23 protein-coding genes and 1 tRNA gene are annotated in these 19,061 nt (G+C 62.1%); 14 read left to right on the top strand and 10 right to left on the bottom strand.

Annotated elements, in window-relative coordinates; all coding sequences use genetic code 11:
* Positions 1–22: 22 nt before the first annotated feature.
* A complete protein-coding gene (gene mgtE, locus NKH28_RS19625; protein WP_352980105.1) occupies positions 23–1,387 on the top strand; it encodes a magnesium transporter in 1,365 nt (454 codons plus the stop codon).
* Positions 1,388–1,444: 57 nt separating this feature from the next.
* On the opposite strand, the gene gor is transcribed toward mgtE, so the two are convergent.
* The 3 genes from gor to rpiA form a co-directional block, all read right to left on the bottom strand.
* Positions 1,445–2,833: a glutathione-disulfide reductase gene (gene gor, locus NKH28_RS19620; RefSeq protein WP_352873383.1), complete on the bottom strand. Its 1,389-nt coding sequence runs from the start codon at positions 2,831–2,833 to the stop codon at positions 1,445–1,447.
* A 117-nt stretch (positions 2,834–2,950) separates the two neighbouring features.
* Positions 2,951–3,529, bottom strand: coding sequence for a DUF2059 domain-containing protein (locus NKH28_RS19615; protein ID WP_352448901.1), 579 nt, complete (start codon positions 3,527–3,529; stop codon positions 2,951–2,953).
* Positions 3,516–4,247, bottom strand: coding sequence for a ribose-5-phosphate isomerase RpiA (rpiA, locus tag NKH28_RS19610; RefSeq protein ID WP_352456755.1), 732 nt, complete (start codon positions 4,245–4,247; stop codon positions 3,516–3,518). Before rpiA ends, NKH28_RS19615 begins: the two co-directional genes overlap by 14 nt.
* Before the next feature lie 144 nt (positions 4,248–4,391).
* On the opposite strand from rpiA, the gene NKH28_RS19605 reads away from it, so the two are divergent.
* Positions 4,392–5,075, top strand: coding sequence for a phosphoglycolate phosphatase (locus NKH28_RS19605; RefSeq protein WP_352980103.1), 684 nt, complete (start codon positions 4,392–4,394; stop codon positions 5,073–5,075).
* A 103-nt stretch (positions 5,076–5,178) separates the two neighbouring features.
* Positions 5,179–5,253 (top strand) — tRNA-Val (locus NKH28_RS19600).
* A 34-nt stretch (positions 5,254–5,287) separates the two neighbouring features.
* Here NKH28_RS19600 and NKH28_RS19595 read toward each other — a convergent pair.
* Positions 5,288–5,500, bottom strand: a complete 213-nt coding sequence (locus NKH28_RS19595) for a hypothetical protein (protein WP_023717618.1) — start codon at positions 5,498–5,500, stop codon at positions 5,288–5,290.
* 258 nt (positions 5,501–5,758) lie between these two features.
* On the opposite strand from NKH28_RS19595, the gene NKH28_RS19590 reads away from it, so the two are divergent.
* Both NKH28_RS19590 and NKH28_RS19585 read left to right on the top strand, forming a co-directional pair.
* Positions 5,759–6,010, top strand: a complete 252-nt coding sequence (locus NKH28_RS19590; RefSeq protein ID WP_023675031.1) for a PepSY domain-containing protein — start codon at positions 5,759–5,761, stop codon at positions 6,008–6,010.
* A gap of 127 nt (positions 6,011–6,137) precedes the next feature.
* Positions 6,138–6,614, top strand: a complete 477-nt coding sequence (locus NKH28_RS19585; RefSeq protein ID WP_352774143.1) for a hypothetical protein — start codon at positions 6,138–6,140, stop codon at positions 6,612–6,614.
* A gap of 11 nt (positions 6,615–6,625) precedes the next feature.
* On the opposite strand, the gene NKH28_RS19580 is transcribed toward NKH28_RS19585, so the two are convergent.
* On the bottom strand, positions 6,626–8,518 hold the full coding sequence (locus tag NKH28_RS19580) for a L,D-transpeptidase family protein (protein ID WP_352980101.1): 1,893 nt from the start codon (positions 8,516–8,518) through the stop codon (positions 6,626–6,628).
* A gap of 220 nt (positions 8,519–8,738) precedes the next feature.
* Complete coding sequence (locus tag NKH28_RS19575) at positions 8,739–9,485, bottom strand: 3-oxoacyl-ACP reductase family protein (protein ID WP_352815580.1); 747 nt, start codon at positions 9,483–9,485, stop codon at positions 8,739–8,741.
* Positions 9,486–9,583: 98 nt separating this feature from the next.
* On the opposite strand from NKH28_RS19575, the gene NKH28_RS19570 reads away from it, so the two are divergent.
* Entirely contained in the window at positions 9,584–10,198 is a 615-nt protein-coding gene (locus NKH28_RS19570) for a TetR/AcrR family transcriptional regulator (RefSeq protein ID WP_352682763.1), read from the top strand.
* Between the two features lie 33 nt (positions 10,199–10,231).
* Here the strand turns inward: NKH28_RS19570 and NKH28_RS19565 are convergent, their stop codons facing one another.
* Positions 10,232–11,140, bottom strand: a complete 909-nt coding sequence (locus NKH28_RS19565) for an alpha/beta hydrolase (protein WP_352815584.1) — start codon at positions 11,138–11,140, stop codon at positions 10,232–10,234.
* A gap of 47 nt (positions 11,141–11,187) precedes the next feature.
* Here NKH28_RS19565 and NKH28_RS19560 point away from each other — a divergent pair, with 47 nt between their 5' ends.
* Positions 11,188–11,640 (top strand): MarR family winged helix-turn-helix transcriptional regulator, encoded by a 453-nt coding sequence (locus NKH28_RS19560; RefSeq protein ID WP_254817243.1) that lies wholly within the window; start codon positions 11,188–11,190, stop codon positions 11,638–11,640.
* A 26-nt stretch (positions 11,641–11,666) separates the two neighbouring features.
* Here the strand turns inward: NKH28_RS19560 and NKH28_RS19555 are convergent, their stop codons facing one another.
* Both NKH28_RS19555 and NKH28_RS19550 read right to left on the bottom strand, forming a co-directional pair.
* Positions 11,667–12,278: a pyridoxamine 5'-phosphate oxidase family protein gene (locus NKH28_RS19555; protein WP_352980099.1), complete on the bottom strand. Its 612-nt coding sequence runs from the start codon at positions 12,276–12,278 to the stop codon at positions 11,667–11,669.
* Positions 12,279–12,416: 138 nt separating this feature from the next.
* A complete protein-coding gene (locus NKH28_RS19550) occupies positions 12,417–12,770 on the bottom strand; it encodes a gamma-butyrobetaine hydroxylase family protein (protein WP_023717628.1) in 354 nt (117 codons plus the stop codon).
* Between the two features lie 199 nt (positions 12,771–12,969).
* Between NKH28_RS19550 and moaA the strand changes: the two genes are divergently transcribed.
* A complete protein-coding gene (gene moaA, locus NKH28_RS19545; RefSeq protein WP_352568644.1) occupies positions 12,970–13,965 on the top strand; it encodes a GTP 3',8-cyclase MoaA in 996 nt (331 codons plus the stop codon).
* Between the two features lie 94 nt (positions 13,966–14,059).
* Entirely contained in the window at positions 14,060–14,494 is a 435-nt protein-coding gene (locus NKH28_RS19540) for a hypothetical protein (RefSeq protein WP_352980097.1), read from the top strand.
* Between the two features lie 51 nt (positions 14,495–14,545).
* On the opposite strand, the gene NKH28_RS19535 is transcribed toward NKH28_RS19540, so the two are convergent.
* A complete protein-coding gene (locus NKH28_RS19535) occupies positions 14,546–15,274 on the bottom strand; it encodes a DUF1579 family protein (RefSeq protein WP_352980095.1) in 729 nt (242 codons plus the stop codon).
* Between the two features lie 196 nt (positions 15,275–15,470).
* Here NKH28_RS19535 and NKH28_RS19530 point away from each other — a divergent pair, with 196 nt between their 5' ends.
* From NKH28_RS19530 to NKH28_RS19510, 5 genes are all read left to right on the top strand, one after another.
* Entirely contained in the window at positions 15,471–15,827 is a 357-nt protein-coding gene (locus tag NKH28_RS19530; RefSeq protein ID WP_352448884.1) for a hypothetical protein, read from the top strand.
* A gap of 122 nt (positions 15,828–15,949) precedes the next feature.
* Positions 15,950–16,870 carry a DMT family transporter gene (locus tag NKH28_RS19525; RefSeq protein ID WP_352980093.1) on the top strand — a complete coding sequence of 307 codons (921 nt, stop codon included), beginning with the start codon at positions 15,950–15,952 and terminating at the stop codon, positions 16,868–16,870.
* Positions 16,871–16,928: 58 nt separating this feature from the next.
* Positions 16,929–17,558: a molybdenum cofactor guanylyltransferase MobA gene (mobA, locus tag NKH28_RS19520; protein WP_352471892.1), complete on the top strand. Its 630-nt coding sequence runs from the start codon at positions 16,929–16,931 to the stop codon at positions 17,556–17,558.
* On the top strand, positions 17,555–18,064 hold the full coding sequence (gene mobB, locus NKH28_RS19515; protein ID WP_352471893.1) for a molybdopterin-guanine dinucleotide biosynthesis protein B: 510 nt from the start codon (positions 17,555–17,557) through the stop codon (positions 18,062–18,064). The genes mobA and mobB overlap by 4 nt, the downstream gene beginning before the upstream one ends.
* Positions 18,065–18,276: 212 nt before the next feature.
* Positions 18,277–19,059: an ABC transporter substrate-binding protein gene (locus NKH28_RS19510; protein WP_352471894.1), complete on the top strand. Its 783-nt coding sequence runs from the start codon at positions 18,277–18,279 to the stop codon at positions 19,057–19,059.
* The last annotated feature ends 2 nt before the right edge of the window (positions 19,060–19,061 follow it).

Genomic DNA, 19,061 nt, shown 5'->3' with positions numbered 1-19,061 from the left:
GCCGGACGGCAAGGAGTGAGCCATGAACGAGTTTTCCCCTGTCGCGGGCGGCGATGCCATCGCCATCGCTCGCGTACTTGCCAACGACCACGTCGCCGACATCGTCGAGGCCTTGAACCAGGAGCCCCGCGAGACGGCATCGGAGCTGCTTTGCGAAGTGCCGTTCGAGCGGCTGGTCGAGATCTTCGACCAGCCTGAACTCGACGGCGCATTCGAACTGGTCGAGGCGCTGCCCCGCATCAAGGCAGGCAGACTGCTTGCCGCCATGTCGGTCGACCGCGCCGCCGACATACTGCGCGATCTGAACGAGCCGGCTCGTTCCGAACTGCTTGGTGGCCTGGCGCCACCGCTGCGCGCGACGCTGCTTGCTATTCTCGGCTACCCCGAGGGCAGCGCCGCCTCGCTCATGACGACCGAATATGTCAGCGTGCCGCCCGACTGGAGCGTAGCCCGCACGCTGGATTATATCCGCAAGGTGGAGCGGACGCGCGAAACCGTCTACGCGATCTACATCGTTGATCCGCAAACGCATGTCCTGTTGCGCTCGACCAGCCTGCGTCGACTGATCGCTGGCGGGCCCGACGAGCTGATCATGGCAATCGCGCCGGATCGTGCGCCTGTCACCGTTTCACCGCTGACCGACAGTGAAAAGGTTGCTCAGCTGATCTCGAAATATGATCTGCTCGCCGTTCCGGTCGTGGACAACGGCAAACTGCTCGGCATCGTTACCATCGACGATATTATCGACACGATGATCGAGGAAACGACGGAGGATGTGCATCGTTTCGGCGGCATGGAGGCTCTCGACGAGCCCTATATGAAGATGGGCTTTCTGGCGATGATCCAGAAACGCGCCGGCTGGCTGTGCGCGCTGTTTATCAGCGAGATGCTGACCGCCAACGCGATGCAAAGTTACGAGGGCGAGCTGGAAAAGGCGATCGTGCTGACGCTATTTATTCCATTGATCATGAGCTCCGGCGGCAATTCCGGCTCGCAGGCGACCTCGCTCGTCATCCGGGCGCTGGCACTGCGCGAGATCGGCCTTGGCGACTGGTGGCGGGTGGCCCTGCGCGAGCTGCCCACCGGCCTGGTGCTTGGCTCGATCCTTGGCGTGGTCGGCGTCTGCCGCATCGCGCTCTGGCAGTATCTCGGCTTCTACTACTACGGCCCGCACTGGCCGCTGATCGCAATGACGATCGGCGCCACGCTGGTTGGCATCGTCACCTTCGGCTCGCTGTCTGGATCGATGCTGCCGTTCGCCCTGAAGCGCATGGGCTTCGACCCGGCCAGCGCATCGGCCCCGTTCGTCGCCACGCTGGTCGACGTCACCGGGCTGGTGATCTATTTTTCTGTGGCGCTGGTGATCCTGCGCGGAACGTTGCTGTAAGAAAACGCACGCACTTCCATCGCGGCAATTTCGTTGCCGCGATGGGTTGTCGTCGCGTCAGACGCGCTCACCATCTCTCACCCGGTAAGTCGGCTTGTACATGGTGACGAGTTCTTCCGCGGCGGTCGGATGCACCGCCATGGTGCGATCGAAATCATCCTTGGTCAGGCCGGCCTTTAGCGGTATGCCGAGAAGCTGCGCCATTTCGCCGGCATCCGGCCCGAGGATGTGGGCGCCGAGGACCTTTTTCGAGGCGCCGTCGACGACCAGCTTCATCAGCATCTTTTCGTCGCGGCCGGAAAGTGTGTGCCGCATCGGCCGGAAGGTGGCGCGGTAGATTTCGACATCCGAAAAGCGCTTTGCCGCCTCATCCTCCGACAGGCCGACCGTACCGATCTCGGGCTGCGAAAAGACTGCGGTAGCGATCGTGTCATGGTCGGGCGCCGTCGGCTTGTCCTTGAAGGCGGTCTCGACGAAGCACATCGCCTCGTGGATTGCCACCGGCGTCAATTGCACGCGATGGGTGACGTCACCGATTGCCCAGATGTTGTCGATGTTGGTGCGGGAGTATTCGTCGACGTGGATTGCCCCGGTTTTGGTCATCTCGATGCCGACGCCTTCCAGGCCCATGTTCTCGGTATTGGGAATGCGGCCGATGGCGAGCATGACCTGGTCGACCGTCAGCACCGTGCCGCCGGTGACAAGCGCGTCGAGCCGGCCGTCAGGCCGCTTCCTGACCCACTCGGACACGGCGTGGCAGAGGATTTTTATCCCCTTCTTTTCCATCGTTTCGTGCAGCACACGTCTGAGGTCCATGTCGAAACGGCTGAGGATCTCCTTGCCGCGGTAGACCAGCGTCGTGTCGACGCCGAGGCCGTGAAAGATGTTGGCGAATTCGACGGCGATATAGCCGCCGCCCTCGATCATGATTGCCTTCGGCAGTTCCTTGAGGTCGAAGGCCTCGTTGGAAAAGATGCAGTGCTCATGGCCGGGCAATGCCGGATGCGGCGCCGGTCGCCCGCCGGTAGCGATCAGGATCTGGTCGGCGGTAACGGTGCGATCCTCACCAAGAAGATGCACCACATGCCGATCGACCAGGATGGCGCGCGAATGAAAGACCTCGCCGCCGGCGCCCTGCACGTTCTTCTTGTAGATGGCCTCCAGCCGGCTGATTTCGCGGTCCTTGTTGGCGACCAGCGTCTGCCAGTCGAAACGCGCCTCAGGCACCGTCCAGCCATAGCCGGCGGCATCGGCGAAATGCTCGGGGAATTGCGAGGCGTAGACATAGAGCTTCTTCGGCACGCAGCCACGGATCACGCATGTGCCGCCATAGCGATATTCCTCGGCAATGCCGACACGCTTGCCGAGTGCGGCCGCGACGCGCGCCGCCCTCACCCCGCCGGAGCCGCCGCCGATGACGAAAAGATCGTAGTCGTAACCGGCCATGGCTGAACTCCTTGCCCCTCAAACCCCGAGACAGGTAGGCTGCCGACTATCAAAAGAAAAGCCCGGACTTGCCGGGCTTTTGGTCCAGTGGCGGTCAGGCGGCCCGGAAGTCCGCAATCAATTCGGTGTAGCGTCCGCGGGAGCTGCGCCATCGGCCGGAGCGGTACCGTCGGCAGGTGCAGCCGGCGCCTTGGCATTCGCCGCTGCACCCAGGGTCTCGCCGACCTGCTGGGCGAGATCGCGAGCCAGGCCGTTCTGCCAGATCTCGGCAGCCTTCACCAGTTCGCGCGTCACGATCGGGCCGTTGTCGAGCAGCTTCTTGCCGGAATCGGAATTGTAGAACGCGGCGATTTCATTGAGTTCTTTTTCCGAGAACACCTTTGCATAGGCGAGCGCCGCTTCCTTTTCCAGGTCGGCGCGGCGCGATGCCAAGGCCATCGCCTTCTCGTTGATCGTCTTGGCGATCAGTTCCTGCATGTCCGGGTTCTTCTGGATCAGCTGCTGCTCCAGTGCCGCGGCCGCTTGCGGCAGGATGCTGTCGAACGTATCCGTCGCATGGATCGCCGCGACGGCGGCGCGCGCCGCCTTCAAATGCGCATCGGTGACATCCTGCGAAAACGCAGGCGACGAAAACGCGAAAACGGCCGAGGCCGCCAGAATGGCAAAAAAGCGGCCAACCCGGTTATGCAACATCATGATCGGTAAAACTCCCTGATTTTCGGGCGGCATGGACGGTTTGGATGCCGTCGCCGCCGGCTATGATGGCCGTTGATGCCAGCCCGATGAAAAGACCATGCTCGACCACGCCCGGAATGGCGTGGAGAGCATTCGAAAGCGCTCTTGTATCCGGAATGCGGCCAAAAGATGCATCGAGGATAAAATGGCCGCCGTCTGTAACAAATGGCTGGCTCCCCGTCATCCTCAATGTAACTGGGCCGGAAAGGCCAAGGTTTGCAGCCGCGGCGCCAACCGCAATTTCGGTGGCGCGCAGGCCAAACCGGTTGACTTCGATGGGCAGCGGAAAACGGCCGATCATCTCGACCATCTTGGAGCTGTCGGCGATGACGATCATGCGGGCGGAGGCCGCCGCGACGATCTTTTCGCGCAGCAGCGCGCCGCCGCCGCCCTTGACCAATGTCAGCGCCGGATCGATCTCGTCGGCGCCGTCGATGGTAAGGTCGAGCTCGGGCGTTTCCTCGAGGGTCGACAGAGGCACACCAAGCTCGGTGCAAAGGACGGCGGTGCGCTCCGAGGTCGGCACGCCAATGACAGTCAGGCCGGTGGCGACCTTGTCGGCGAGCAGCCGCACGAACTCATCCGCTGTCGTGCCGGTGCCGATGCCGAGCCGCATGCCATCCGTGACATGGGCAAGCGCTGCCCGCGCGGCCTCAACCTTCAATTGCCTCGCATCCATGCCGGGTCCCGAGATTTATTTCGGCGCTCGTAGCATTTTTGCCGGGCTGGTCAAAGGACCTTGCCCGCGGTGGATAAGCCGTCTTGCCTGAACGGGCCGCAGCGGTTATCGCCTGCCGGCAATCAAATCGTCACAGGACAGGCCATGACCCGACCGATCATCGTGTTCGACCTCGACGGGACGCTGATCGACACGGCGCCGGACCTGCTCGACAGTCTCAACCACAGCCTTGCCGCCAGCCAGCTCGCGGCCGTCGACGAAGCCGGCTTCAGGCGCTTCGTCGGCCATGGCGGCCGGGTGATGATCGAGCGCGCCCACGCAGCGCAGCACAGGTCGCTGGCAGTGGAGGAGCACGACCGCCTGCTCAAGCTGTTTCTGGACCATTACACCGTTAACATCCCCGGCAAATCGCGCCCCTACCCTGGCGTCCGCGGGGCGATCGCACGGTTCGAGGCAGCCGGTTACCTGCTGGCCATCTGCACCAATAAATACGAGGCCAATTCGGTGGCGCTGATCGAGGCGCTCGGCATGACCAGGCATTTCGCGGCGATCTGCGGTCAGGACAGTTTTCCGTTCCGCAAGCCCGACCCGCGCCATCTCACGCAAACCATCGCGCGCGCCGGCGGCGACCCGCACCGTGCACTGATGGTCGGTGATTCGCAGACCGACATCGACACGGCAAAGGCCGCCGGGATTCCGGTGGTGGCAGTCGATTTCGGCTACACCGACCGTCATGTACGGGAGTTCGAACCGTCGGCGGTGATCTCGCATTTCGATTCGTTGACGCTCGATCTGGCACAAAGACTGATGGCCGCGGCAGAGGGCTGAAAGCCGGTCATCGGGCGGACCGCCAAATGCCGACCGACAAGTGGTTGACTTAGCAGGCCGGCCTCCCTTATATCGCGGCGCGCTTGGCCCTCGGGCAACGAGCGGGCGATTAGCTCAGCGGGAGAGCACACCCTTCACACGGGTGGGGTCGCAGGTTCAATCCCTGCATCGCCCACCATCTGCTTTCCTGAATCAATTCCAAGCCGGAGCGGCTAGCAGCTGCAGGTCGCCCCCTCGCCGCCAAAATTCTTTTGGGCGAAATTCAAAGCGCTGCTGTAGCTCGTATAGCTCTGGAACTGGCAAACGTTGGAGCCGGCCCGCACCTTCATCTGCTCGATATCCCAGAACGAAACCTCGATGCGGTCGTCGGCGCAATAGACCGTATAGCGTTCAGGTTCCAGCGCCTCGGCTTTCTGGACAGGCATCGAAATGGCCGGAATGGAAAATATGAAAAGTACAAATATGATGGCATGATGCATTTGCATGTAGCCCCCCCGAATGACCGCCGGCACTATTATGGCCGCGATGTTGAGGCGACGCATCATGATTTTAAGCGACCTGCCTTTCTTTCGGCGGCCATAAATCAGGTACGGCCGGCGCCTCCTTGTAGCGCAACGCTCCGCGATCCCGGAACAAACCTGCATGGAAACGAGTTTCTGCTCATCGAAATGTGAGGGAAAGCCATGTCCAGACTTGTTTTGGCGGCCGCCGTGCTGCTTGTCGGCGGATCGGCCTTTGCCGCGGACGAAAATCCGGTGCCGCCGCAGAATGCCAAGAAGCTGTCGGAAATCATCGCCAAGGTCGAGCAGCGCGACGACTTCCGCTACATCAAGGAAATCGATTGGGACAGCGATGGCTACACCGTCATTTATTACACGAGCGACAAGGCCAAAGTTGAAATCACCTATGATCCGGTGACAGCCGCGCCGAAATGAAGCTGGCCGCCAACGGTCCAGATTCTAAAAAATGGCGCGCCTCGAAGGCCCCCGGCCTTCGGCACACGCTTGCGTAGACATGACTTTGATGGCTGACTGGGTGCTATCATTGCGCGCGGGGGTGGGCATGGCGACGGTAAAGCACGTATTGAAACGCTTTCTGATGATGCTCGCGGGTTATTTCATAGCGGTACTGGTTGGGCTGATCGCGGTGGCGGCGATCTATGGCGGGCTGAGTTCGCTGCCAAATGCGCCGAATTATTTCGACGTCATGGGTGTCACCCCCATTGCGGTGCTGCTGTTGCCGCCGCTCGGCATGTTCATCTATTTTCTGACGATCGTGCTGACCGGCCTGCAGACGCTGATCTTCGCACTGATTGCCGAGTTTTTCTCGCTGCGCAGTTTTTGGCTGCACATGGTCTTCGGCGCGGCGGCCGCTGTTGGCGGCTTCGCCTTGATCTGGCCCAGTGTACCGGATGACACGAACCCGGAGCGCTGGGCCGATATCGGCATCATTGCCGCCGCAGGCATTGTCGCGGGCCTGGTCTATTGGCTCATCGCCGGACGCGATGCCGGTTTCCGGCGCCCACTGTTTCAGCGCTAGAACCGCATTCGTCAGCTTGCCGGCGAACGCACCGCTTCCGTGCTGTCGAGCGCCTGCTGCAGCCTTGTATCGCGGCCGTAGACGTCGTTGAAATATTCGACCTTGCCGGACAGGTCCGGCCACGCGGTGAAATAGGCGACATAGACCGGGATCTTGCGTGTCACGTCCTCGGTCGAATGTCCGTGTTTCAGTTTGTCCTCGATGTAGTCGATCGAGGTGCCGAGCACGGCAGCGGCCATGCCGCGCGGATCCTGCAAGCGAACGCAGCCATGGCTGAGCGCACGCATGTCGCGCTGGAAAAACGACTTCTGCGGCGTATCGTGCATGTAGATTGCATGCTTGTTGGGGAACAGTATCTTCAGCTCGCCCAGCGCATTGGCCTCGCTTGGCAGCTGGCGCACGCCGTAGGGTATCTTTGCGCCGTAGGCGCCCCAATTGACCGAGGACGAGGGAATGCGCTTGCCGCGGGCATCGACCACCTCGTAGCCGGCGCGGTCGAGATAGCCAGGATCCCGGCGCAGCCGCGGCAGCATCTCGTTGACCAGGATCGACTGCGGCACGCCCCAATAGGGATGGAAGTCGACCTGCTCTATCTGGTCATAGAAGAAAGCAGTCTGGTTGGTGGGCCTGCCAACCACGGCGCGGGTCTTCAGCTTCTCCTCGCCATCATCGATATAGCTCGCGGTGAAAGCCGGCTGGTTGATGAAGACGCGCGGGCTGCCAAGGTCGGAAGGCAACCAGCGCAACTCTTCGAGCGCAACCCGAACCTTCTGAACTTTGTCGGCCTTGGACGTTCCGGCCAACGATGCAACGGTACGCGGGCCGATGACGCCGTCGCCTTTCATGCCGGCCCGTTTCTGCACCGCCTGGATCACCGGCACCAGCTCCGGATCGTAGACCTCGCTGGTAGCGAGCCTCGCCAGGACCTCGCCATAGGCGCCGCCCATCTCGTCATCGAGATTGCGCGCGATCTTTGTCAAAAGCTTCGGCAGCTCGGGGCTGGTCTGCCCCGGCTTCAACAGCAGATTGGGATCGATGGTGATTTCGTCTTCGGCGCTGGCCTGGAGCGCTTCCAGTTCGACGCGCAGCGCCTGATACTCGGAATTCTGTGGATGCCGCGACTCGAGATAAGCGCGCACTTGCTGGGTATGGGCCAGCGTCTTCAGCACCCCTTCCATGTCGAGCGGCTTCGGCGGAAAATCGTAGTAGCCGGTCATGCGGTTGGGATCGACGCGGCCGCTTTGTGCGTCACGGGCGTAGCGCAGGACACGCGCCGACAGCGCCATCTCGAAGCGGACCAGCTCTTTCAGGCGTTCATCGGCATTGCCGGCCGATGTGCCTGCTGCCGGAACTTCAACGGTATAGTCGGCGGGAGTCAGGCCGTAGCTCGCGGCCTCGCCCAGCACCCGCACGGCATCCTGGGCACGGCTGCTGGGACTGGTTCCCGCCACCCAGATGAAATCCGGATTGGCCGAGTAATAGGCGATCAGCGCCTTGGCGATGTCCTTCTCGGCGTAAAGGTCATAGCCGTCGAGGCCGGCAATGGCTTCGCGGAATGCAGCCCCAGTGGCCGCCGGCTCGAAAGCAGCGTCCTGAGGCGTTGCTGGTTCAGGCGCTGCCGACAGTGCCGAAAAATCGACGCGCACCAGCGGATCGCTCTTGTAGGTATAATAGGACGGGCCGCTGATTTGCGCACCACCACCGGAAGCGGCCGGCGCCTTGGGCTTCGGCTTGTATTTTGACGGTGGCGGCGGAAAGTTACCTTTCGGCGGTGCGTGTTTGACGCCGCCGCCGAAAAGCATGTCGAAGAACCCTTGCGCTTCAGCCTTCGGCGCCCCGAAGGCCAGCATTGCCGCGGCCACCGCAAACGGCAGCACGGTTGCTTTGTTTCCAAGGAGTTTCATGGATCACCCGCTCCGGTTGAACCGGATCCCGTTCCGCACCGCTTTCACGGTCTCGCCCACCCCATGGCGGACGTAAGGCGTGACTACACTGATTCATACTGATTTCGTTAAGCTTTCATAAATTTCGGAACGTCTGTTGCAGAACGGTTTCACAACGTCGTGACGGGGGGAGCGAATCCGCCGTCGCTCCCGACCAATGGTAGTGCCCGTGAGCCAAACCTCAAGCGTTGGCGCCGCCGTCGATGGTCAATGCAGCGCCTGTCACGAAGCGCCCTTCGGGGCCGGCAAGCCAGGCGACCATGCCGGCGATCTCGTCGGCCGTGCCGAAGCGAGGCATCGCCATCTTCTGACGCTGATGCTCGGCGTGCGGGCCGGCTGCCGGATTCATGTCGGTATCGGTCGACCCCGGATGGACGACATTGGCGGTGATGCCGCGCGGACCAAGATCGCGTGCAAAGGCCTTGGTCAGGCCAACCAAGGCAGCCTTGCTGGCCGAGTAGGCGCTCAGGCCGGCGTCCGTGGCACGCTCGGCCAGATTGCTGCCGATCGAGATGATCCGGCCACCCTCGCCCATATGCGCTGCTGCCGCCTTGGCGGCGACGAACGGGGCTCTGAGGTTGACCTCCATCGTCTCGTCGAAATCGGCAAGCGACAGGGCATCGATCGGCGCAGCGCGCCAGATGCCGGCGCTGTTGACCAGGATGTCGAGCCGTCCGAAGGCTGTTGCTGCCTCATCGACTGCCGCCTCGATCGCCCCAGCATCGCGATTGTCGGCCTTGATGGCAAAGGCCCGGCCGCCGGCCGCCTCGATTTCCCTGACCACCGCACACGCCCCTTCCTCGCCATTCACATAGGTGATCGCCACGCCTGCGCCGTCGGCCGCGAGCCTTCTTGCGATCGCCGCACCAATGCCGCGGCTGCCGCCGGTGACGAGGGCGGCCTTGCCGTTCAAGCTTCTGGATGACATCTGCTTCTCCATTTTGTAGTGATTGATACATAAATATCTGCCAGCCTTGCTGAACCACGTCAACCGAATTATGTATCGATCAATACAGAAAGGATGCCATGCCGGAACGAGGCCGCCCCCGCACCTTCGATCGAGCCGCCGCCTTGCGGCGCGCAATGGAAGTGTTTTGGGCCAAGGGTTATGAGGGCGCGTCGATAAGTGACCTGACCGCTGCAATGGGCATCAACTCACCCAGCCTCTATGCCGCCTTCGCCAGCAAGGAAGCGCTGTTTCTCGAGGCAACCGAGCTTTACACGCGGGTCGAGGGAACCGAGATCTGGTCCGCGCTGGAAAAGGCGCCGACCGCGCGCGAGGCCGTCGAACGGTTCCTGCGGCAGACTGCCAGGGCCTATTCACAGAGCGGTCGTCCGCAAGGCTGCCTTATCACGCTCGGCGCATTGCACCAGGATTCAAGCCGCGGCGCCATCTGCGATGATCTGCGCCGTCGCCGCGCCGAAAACCGCGAAGCCTTGCTGAGACGCCTCGAGCGTGGCGTCGCCGAGGGAGAGTTGCCGGCCGATTTCGACTGCGGTACGGCCGCGACCTTCTACGCGACCGTGCAGCACGGCATGTCGATCCAGGCGCGCGACGGCGCGTCGCGCTCGGCTCTTCTGGCGACGGTGGCCGGGGCAATGGCGGCTTGGATAGCGATGGCCAGCACCGGGGCAGCGTGACGTCGAACCCGGCTGACAAGAACGATATTCAGGTCACGGCAGAGACGGCTCGAGCCTGCCGGCAACGAAGCCAACGGCACGCTCCGCCACTCCCCTGTCGGCGAGAATGCGGCGGTGGCCGAGCCCGTCGGCCCAGTAAAGCCGCACATGGTCGCCGGCGCGCGTGTAGAGCCTTGCATGCTCGGCGGACACTTCGCGGTCGTCCGGCGCGTGGATCACCAGCGTCGGCAGCGGCGTGCTTGCGAGCTGGCGGTCACCGGTGAACTCGTGCAACGGCCGGCCGGCGATGCGCTCGACCCGGTCGGCCATGGCGGCCTGCGAGCGCGAGCCGACATTCAGCATGCGGCTGAAATCAGCGAAGATCGCCGGCAGCGAGCTCGGCGCGGCGATAAGCACCAGCCGCCCGGCCGCCAATCGCGGGATGTTCCTGATCGAACCGGCGACGGCGTTGGCGGCAACGGCACCACCGAAGGAATGGCCGACAATGGCGGCAAACGGCCCGAACCATTCGCCGGCAACCCGTGCCGCATCGACCCCGCTGACCAGGGTAAGCCGGCGGCCCTGCGACTGGCCGTGGCCCGGCAGGTCGAGCGAGACCACCTTGTAGCCGGCATCGCGATAGGCTTCGATCAGCGTGCGCATGTATTCGGTGCGCGAACGCCAACCATGGATGACGAGCACGGTGCCGGCAGCCGCCCTGCCCGGCTCGGGCCGGAATTCATGCACCATGACGCAGCCGGTTCTGGTCTTTAGCCGATGATGGCGTGCCTGGGTCATGAAATCGGCGGCGCGGTCGATTGCGCGGCGCTCGCCTTCGCTCAAGCTTTTCTCGTGCGGCGTGCGGCAGAACAGCTCGAATGCAGCACGCCCGGTGAGTCGCGGTGCCACATGCTCAGCCACGCCGAACGTGCCGCGGATGACCTTCAGTCCAAATGATGCCATAGTGGCGGTCCATTCATTAGTTCAAGCATGAACATAATAGTTCAAACATGAACATTAAGCAAGACCTGCCCTGGGACAACCCGCGTTTTCGCAACTGGGTCGCGGTGGCGCGCGCCTGCCATGTGCTGGAACGCACCCTGGCGGTGAAGCTTGCGCCGCTCGACCTGAAGCCGGCGCAGCTCGACGTGCTGATGAACCTCTACCGTCATCCCGGCATGTCGCAGCACGACCTCGCTCGCCGGCTGCTGGTCGGCCGCTCCAACATCACCATGCTTTTGCCGCAGCTGGAGACGCGCGGCCTGCTGCGCCGCGAGGGCGATGAGAAGGACAAGCGCGTGCTGCGGCTGACGTTGACCGAGGCCGGCGAGGCACTGCTGATGCAGGCACTGAAGGTCCATATGGCGCTGATCGAGAAGGCGATGAGCCAGTCGACACCGGAACAATGCGACATGATCGGCGAACAGATGCGTAGGGTTGCCGAGGTTTTGAAGACCGCCTGACAGCCCAGTGCTCCACCACCAATGCTTCACCACATCGATTTTTTCGCGCGCTCTGGCCATTCCTTGTCGTAGACCTCGCCGTCAATGTTCTTGCGGCTGGTGATTTCCAGGATTTGGCCGGGAGTCGGCAGCGATCTCGGGTCGACATGCCTTGCCGGATTCCACAGTTCCGATCGGTGGATGGCGCGGGCGCACTGGAAATAAACCGCATCGATCTCGATGATCGTCACCGAGCGCGCCGGCTTGCCCTCGACAGCGAACGAGGCGCAGAGCCCGGTATCGGTGGTGATGTGGGCGCGGCCATTGACGCGCAGCGTCGTGCCGGAACCCGGCACCAGGAACAGGAGCGCGACGCGCGGATCGCGAAGGATGTTCCTTAGCGAATCGGCACGGTTGTTGCCGCGCCGGTCCGGCATCATCAGCGTTTTCGGATCGTGGATACGGACGAAGCCGGCGAGATCGCCGCGCGGAGAGCAGTCCAGCCCTTCTGGCCCGCAGGTTGCGAGCGCGGCAAACGGCGAAGCCTCGATGATAGCTGCGTATTCGCGAATCAGCTGGTCGAGTTCCTTGACCACTGACGCTTCACCAGGCTGGCCATAGAGCGCTTCGAGCTGTTCGACGCTGGTGACTATCGACATGTTTTCGTCTCCAAACCGTTGCCGGCGCTACTCCAGATGGATGACGTTTTCACGACAAATGCCCGTTTGCCGGTCATCAGGAAACGGGTGTCGAGGCAACGCGAACAGGGGCAGACTGTTCTATCCCGAGAAAACCGTTCAGCGGTCGCGGCTCAGCCCCTTCTCTTCCAGCTCGGCGAGATAGGCGGCCCAGCGTGCATCCTTCTCATGACCCAGCGTATGCAGGTAATTCCAGGTGAAGATACCGGTGTCGTGGAAATCATCGAAGGTGATGCGCACGGCATAATTGCCGACTGGCTCGATCTTCAGGATCGCCACGTTGCGCTTGCCGGGAACGGTGACGCGCTGTTCGGGCGAATGGCCCTGCACCTCGGCCGATGGCGAGGCGACGCGCAGCAGCTCGGCCGGCAATTCGAACGGCTGATGGCCAGGAAAGGTGACGGAAAGCAGCTTGCGGTCCTTCGAGACCCTGAGTTCCTTGGGCGCTGTCATGGTGGTGGATCCTGCGGAGAACCGCCCTTCCCTACGCCGCTTCGCGTCGAGGGAAAAGGCCGCATGGAAAGTTCCGACATGATCTGTCGGCGTCGGAATGTTACCGATGATCGCGAGCTTCTATCTTGAATGGCAAGTTGGCTCGTATCACATAGCCATATATAACGAAGCCGTTCACGGCCACGGAAAGCGCATACGCATGGATATGATCGATCCTTTCGGTCGCACGATTACCTACCTGCGCGTGTCGGTCACCGACCGCTGCGATTTCCGCTGCACCTATTGCATGGCCGAGGACATGACGTTCCTGCCCAAGAAGGACCTGCTGTCGCTGGAAGAGCTCGACCGGCTCTGCACGGTCTTCATCGAAAAGGGCGTGCGCAAGCTCCGCCTCACCGGCGGTGAGCCGCTTGTGCGCAAGAACATCATGCACCTGGTACGCCAGCTTTCGCGGCATCTCGAGAGTGGTGCACTGGAAGAGCTGACGCTGACCACCAACGGATCGCAGCTTTCCCGCTTTGCCGCCGAGCTCGCCGACTGCGGCGTCAAGCGCATTAACGTCTCGCTCGATACCCTCGATGCCGACAAATTCCGCCAGATCACCCGCTGGGGCAATCTGGACAAGGTCATGGACGGCATCGACGCCGCGCAGGCGGCCGGGCTAAAGGTAAAGCTCAATGCCGTGGCGTTGAAGGACTTCAATGACGCCGAATTGCCTGAAATGCTGCGCTGGGCGCATGGCCGCGGCATGGATCTGACGGTCATCGAAACCATGCCGATGGGCGAGATCGATGCCGACCGCACCGACCAGTATTTGCCGCTGTCGCTGCTGCGCGCGGCTCTCGAACGCCAGTTCACGCTAAGCGACATTCCCTACAAGACCGGTGGCCCGGCCCGCTATGTCCAAGTCGCCGAGACCGGCGGGCGGCTGGGCTTCATCACACCGATGACGCATAATTTCTGCGAAAGCTGCAACCGGGTCCGGCTGACCTGCACCGGCACCCTTTACATGTGCCTCGGCCAGGAAGATGCGGCCGACCTGCGCGCGCCGCTGCGTGCGTCGGAAGGCAACGAGCTGGTCGCCGACGCCATCGACGAAGCAATCGGCCGCAAGCCCAAAGGCCACGACTTCATCATCGATCGCCGCACCAACCGTCCGTCGGTGTCGCGGCATATGAGCGTCACCGGCGGCTGATTTTTCGCCGATTTCGTGCAAGAATAATCGCCTTGGTATCGGCGCGAGGCAAGGCGTGCAGCGGTTTTTTGCAGTCCTGACGTTTTTCGGAGTGATGGCGGGGACCACGGCAGTTGCCGCGCCATTTACCTATACGAACGAGCGCTTCGGTACCATCTGCACCTTTCCGGATGAAATCTTCACTCTTCGCCAGTCTGAGCCGGACAATGGCGATGGACAACAATGGCTCACTGCCGATGGCGCCAGCCTGATCTGTTCGGGTATCCTCAACATCGATGATGACACCCCGACAGCCTTGGTCTCCGCCGAGAGGGCCGGCAAGGAACCTGGCTACAGGATCACCTACAGCAAGACCGGCAAGGACTGGGCGGTGCTGTCGGGCATCAAAGGCGAGAACATCTTCTACGAACGCCGCCTGTTCGGAAAAGACGGTGTCATCCGCACGGTCTGGATCGACTACCCGCCAGCCCTGAAATCGAAATACGACCCGCTCGTCGATGCGATCGCCGGCAGCCTCAGGGGACCGTGAGCATCCGGCGACGTCAGAACTTATTGGCAGCCTATTGTTTTTGCTAGCGAGTCACGGTTGTTGGCGCGTGTAGTCATATCGTACGGCAAGCCATTTTTTGCCGCTGCCATTGGCCTGGAGGAAATGTTGCTCGGCCACTTCGTGATTGTCGCCGTCCCTGGAAATGACGAAATCGGAGGCCGTGAACCGCCCTTCGACCTCGGGGCCGAAGCCGACGAAACCAAGCGGCTGGAACAGGAGTGAAATCTTGCCGTCCTCCTCACCACCAAAACTCCAGGCGGGCATGATCCCTGCCGGGAAACGGGTGTCCATGGAGACATACTTCCAGCGGCCCTCCACTCGGTCATAGCTCAAATAGGCTATCGGCTGGAAGTCCGGCATTTTCGACCCGGGCGCCGGGCGCATCACCTCCTGCATGAAGGGACCGATCATCGTGCGCTCGGCCACCAGCCCGGTCATGACGATCGGCTGCGCACCGGGCGTTGGCCAGATCGTGTTGACGACGGACCATTTCCCGACGCGGCGAGCGAGCTCATCCGCTTCGTGACCCGGCGTGGACATCCGTTCGACTGCCGACGCCGAAGCGCCGTTCTCGGCGAACGCAGGCGCTATCGCCATGAGGATGACGGCCAGGGCAGAAGAGAACCGGAAAGCCGACGAAACATGCCGCCTGCTGCCTGTGCCAAGCCAGTCCGCATTGCCTCGTGCATTCATCATGGACCATCTCCCCAACACGATCAGAAGCTTACAATGACCAATTTGGTGAATCTTGCCGAGCAAATTTGATCTCGTCGAAAATTTTCCTCGAGCCGCAGTGTGATAAATTTGCCCTCCGGACCTATCCTTTAGAACGGCACCTTTTTTGGGTCACACCCAGAAAAGGTCTCGTCCGCAAACGGTCACCGGATTTACCGCAAGCCCATTCGGGCCTAGCCTCTGCTCTGGAGCGGTTCTTCGCCCAGTGGGGGAATACGATATGCGCAAACTCATTCTTTCTCTTGCATTGCTCAGCCTCGCGGCCCTGCCCGCGGCGGCTCAGTCGATCGGCGGCACCTATGCCGTGGCCGGCACCAATTTCGATGGGTCGTCCTATGGTGGCGACGCGACGATCACGCTGACCAGCGAGACGACCTGCACGATCCATTGGGAGACAGGCGGCTCGTCCTCGGACGGTATCTGCATGCGCAATGATGATGCCTTCTCCGCCGGTTATGTCATGGGCAAGGCGGTCGGTCTTGTCGTCTACAAGGTGCAGGACGACGGCTCGCTGCGTGGCCTGTGGACGATTGCCGGCAAGGAAGGCAACGGCACTGAGGTACTGACGCCCAAATAAGCCCTGCCGCTCTTGCGCGACAGATGTTACGGGCCATAGAAAGGCTGTGGCCCAGCCCTTTGACGTTGCTGTTTTGCGGGTGCCTGCTAGACGCTTGCTGCAGGACTCACCCGGTAATCGCCTTGCCTCTTTCGCCAAACCTGCGCGGCGCGTTGTTCATGATGGTGGCCATGGCTGGTTTCACCCTCAACGACGCTATCACCAAATTCTCGTCGGAATCGATGAACATGGCGCAGGTCATGCTGATCCGCGGCGCCTTCGCTTCGCTTTTCGTTGGCCTGCTTGCGTGGCAACGCGGCGCGCTTGCCCGGCCAGGTTCGATGCTGCAGCCGACCGTTGCGCTGCGCGTCGCCGGCGAGGCCGGCGCCACGGTGTCCTTCCTGGTTGCTCTGGCGCATCTTCCGATCGCCAATGTCTCCGCCGTGCTGCAGGCGCTGCCGCTGGCGGTGACGATGGCCGCAGCGCTTGTGTTCAACGAGGGCGTCGGCTGGCGGCGCTGGCTAGCTATTGCCGTCGGTTTTGCCGGCGTGCTGATCATCGTGCGGCCGGGCTTCGAAGGGTTCAGCGTCTTTTCTCTGCTGGCGCTGGCCAGCGTGGCATGCTGTGCGGTGCGCGATCTCGCCACCAAGCGGATACCGCAGGCAATTCCGACATTGCTGGTGTCGAGCGCCACCGCCCTTGCCATGACGTTTCTGGGCGCGGCATTGCTTTCACCGATGGGCGGCTGGACACCGATGACAGGACAAAGCACGGCGTTCCTGGCGCTGGCGGCGGTGCTCGTGCTCATCGGCTACCACTTCATCATCACGGCGATGCGGGTGGGCGATATCTCCTTCATCGCGCCGTTCCGCTACACCGCCCTGCTCTGGTCGATCCTGCTTGGCTTCACGATCTTCGGCGATGTCCCGGATCTGCCGATGATCGGCGGTGCCACGATCATCATCGGCTCAGGCCTCTATGCACTCTACCGCGAACGGATCGTCGGCCGGCGAAAGACAGCCGCCGAAAGCACTGGACCGGACATGGCGCCGGACGGCATATAGAATGACTGTCGACGACTGTCTGATTTGAAAACTGGATTTTGGGTCTAGGCAGCAAACGATGGGCCGAGATATCGCAGGGATCATTCTAGCCGGCGGCCGGTCGAGCCGGATGGGCGGCGGCGACAAGACGCTGCTTGCGCTTGGCGACGGTACCCTGCTCGACCATGTCGTTTCGCGCCTTGGCCCGCAGGTCGGACCGCTTGCGCTAAACGCCAATGGCGATCCGACACGGTTTGCCGCGACGGGGCTTCCGGTGCTTGCCGACACCGTCAAAGGTTATGCCGGGCCGCTTGCCGGGATCCTGACCGGCCTCGAATGGGCTTCCGACACGACCTGCCAGGCGCTGGTCACGGCTGCCGGCGATACGCCTTTCCTGCCGAGGGATATGGTCGAGCGGCTGCTCGCGGCAGCCTATGCGCGCTCCGGCTCGATCGCCGTTGCCTGTTCCGGCGGCAAACGACATCCGACCTTTGCACTCTGGCCGCTAGGGTTAGATCAGGCCTTGCGACAATTTCTCGTCGAGGAAGACAACCGGCGCGTTGCGGCGTTCATCGACCGGCACGGTTTTGTCGAGGTGGAATTTCCCATCCTGAAATCCGGCGGGGCCGAGATCGATCCGTTCTTCAACATCAACACTCCCGACGACCTTGCCCAGGCCGCGCATCTGTTGCGGAGCATCGAGCCATGAAAAGACGTGTCTTCGGCATCACCGGCTGGAAGAACTCCGGCAAGACGACATTGACCGAAAAGCTGGTAGCCGAGTTCGTCCGGCGCGGCTGGAAAGTGTCGACGGTAAAACACGCCCATCATGATTTCGACATCGACAAACCCGGAGCGGACAGCTTTCGCCACCGGCAGGCGGGAGCAGTGGAGGTCGCGGTCGTGTCGGGCAGGCGCTGGGCGCTGATGCACGAATTGCGCGGCGAGGACGAGCCGACGCTGGACGCGATCCTGTCACGGCTGGCACCCTCCGATATCGTGCTGGTCGAGGGTTACAAGCGCGAGGCGCACAAGAAAATCGAGACGCGACGGCTCGAGGCCAAGGACCGGACACCGCTCTCGGCAGGCGATCCACACATTGTCGCCATCGCGTCCGACTTCCACATTGTCGGCGAAGACCTGCCGGCCTTCGATCTCGACGACACGAATTCGATAGCTGACTTCATCGAGCGCGCCACCGGCCTGACGCGCTGAGATCGCGGCCGCAGGGGGCTTCCGGCCACTTTCTCTCCATTCAGGCGTTTGACCCAGCGTCACCGTTTTCTGAACATGACCTTCCCTCAAGCGACGGTTTTGCAGTTGCTTTTTCTTGGGAAAGAATGGGAGTATCGCGCCAGCGGGCGGTCAAAAGCACCGCCCACAGAGCCGTTCGGGAACGACGGCCGGGACCAACAGAGAGGACCATTATGCGTATTGCACTGCGTATCGCGCTCGCCGCTTCGGCTGCGCTGCTGACGCTTGGCGTTGCCCAGGCGCAGGAAAAAACCTTGAGGATCGGCACCGAGGGAGCGTATCCGCCATTCAACAACCTCACCGCCGACGGCCAACTCGTGGGCTTCGATATCGACATCGCCAAGGCGCTTTGCGACGAGATGAAGGTGAAGTGCACCTTCGTCGCGCAGGACTGGGACGGCATCATTCCAGCCCTTCAGGCAGGCAAGTTCGACGCCATCGTCGCGTCGATGTCGATCACGCCGGAACGCGCCGAGAAGGTCGACTTCACCCACAAATATTACAATACGCCGCCGGCGATCGCCGCGCCCAAGGACACCGACATCAAGGGTGTCACCAAGGAAGATTTGGCCGGCAAAACGATCGGCGTGCAGGCGTCCACCACGCATTTCAACTATTCGACCAAGACTTATACCGACAGCACCGTCAAGCCGTACCCGACCGCACAGGAATACCAGCTCGATCTGGCCAATGGCCGGCTCGATGCCGCCAACGACGACGTCGTCGTGCTGCAGCAATGGCTGGATTCGCCGGACGGCGCCTGCTGCAAGCTGGTCGGCACAATCAAGCCGGTTATCGAAATCCACGGTCCGGGCGCCGGCATTGCCGTGCGCAAGGGCGAGACCGATCTGGTCAACCAGTTCAATGCGGCGATCGACGCCATCCGCGCAAACGGAAAGTACAAGGAAATCAACGACAAATACTTCAAATATGACGTTTATGGCGGCGAGTCCTGATC

Source organism: Mesorhizobium sp. M1227 (assembly GCF_040318315.1).
In the GTDB taxonomy this organism is placed as follows: domain Bacteria; phylum Pseudomonadota; class Alphaproteobacteria; order Rhizobiales; family Rhizobiaceae; genus Mesorhizobium.
The sequence above is the reverse complement of the archived record's forward strand: the minus strand, read 5'-3'. Positions and strand labels throughout refer to the sequence as shown.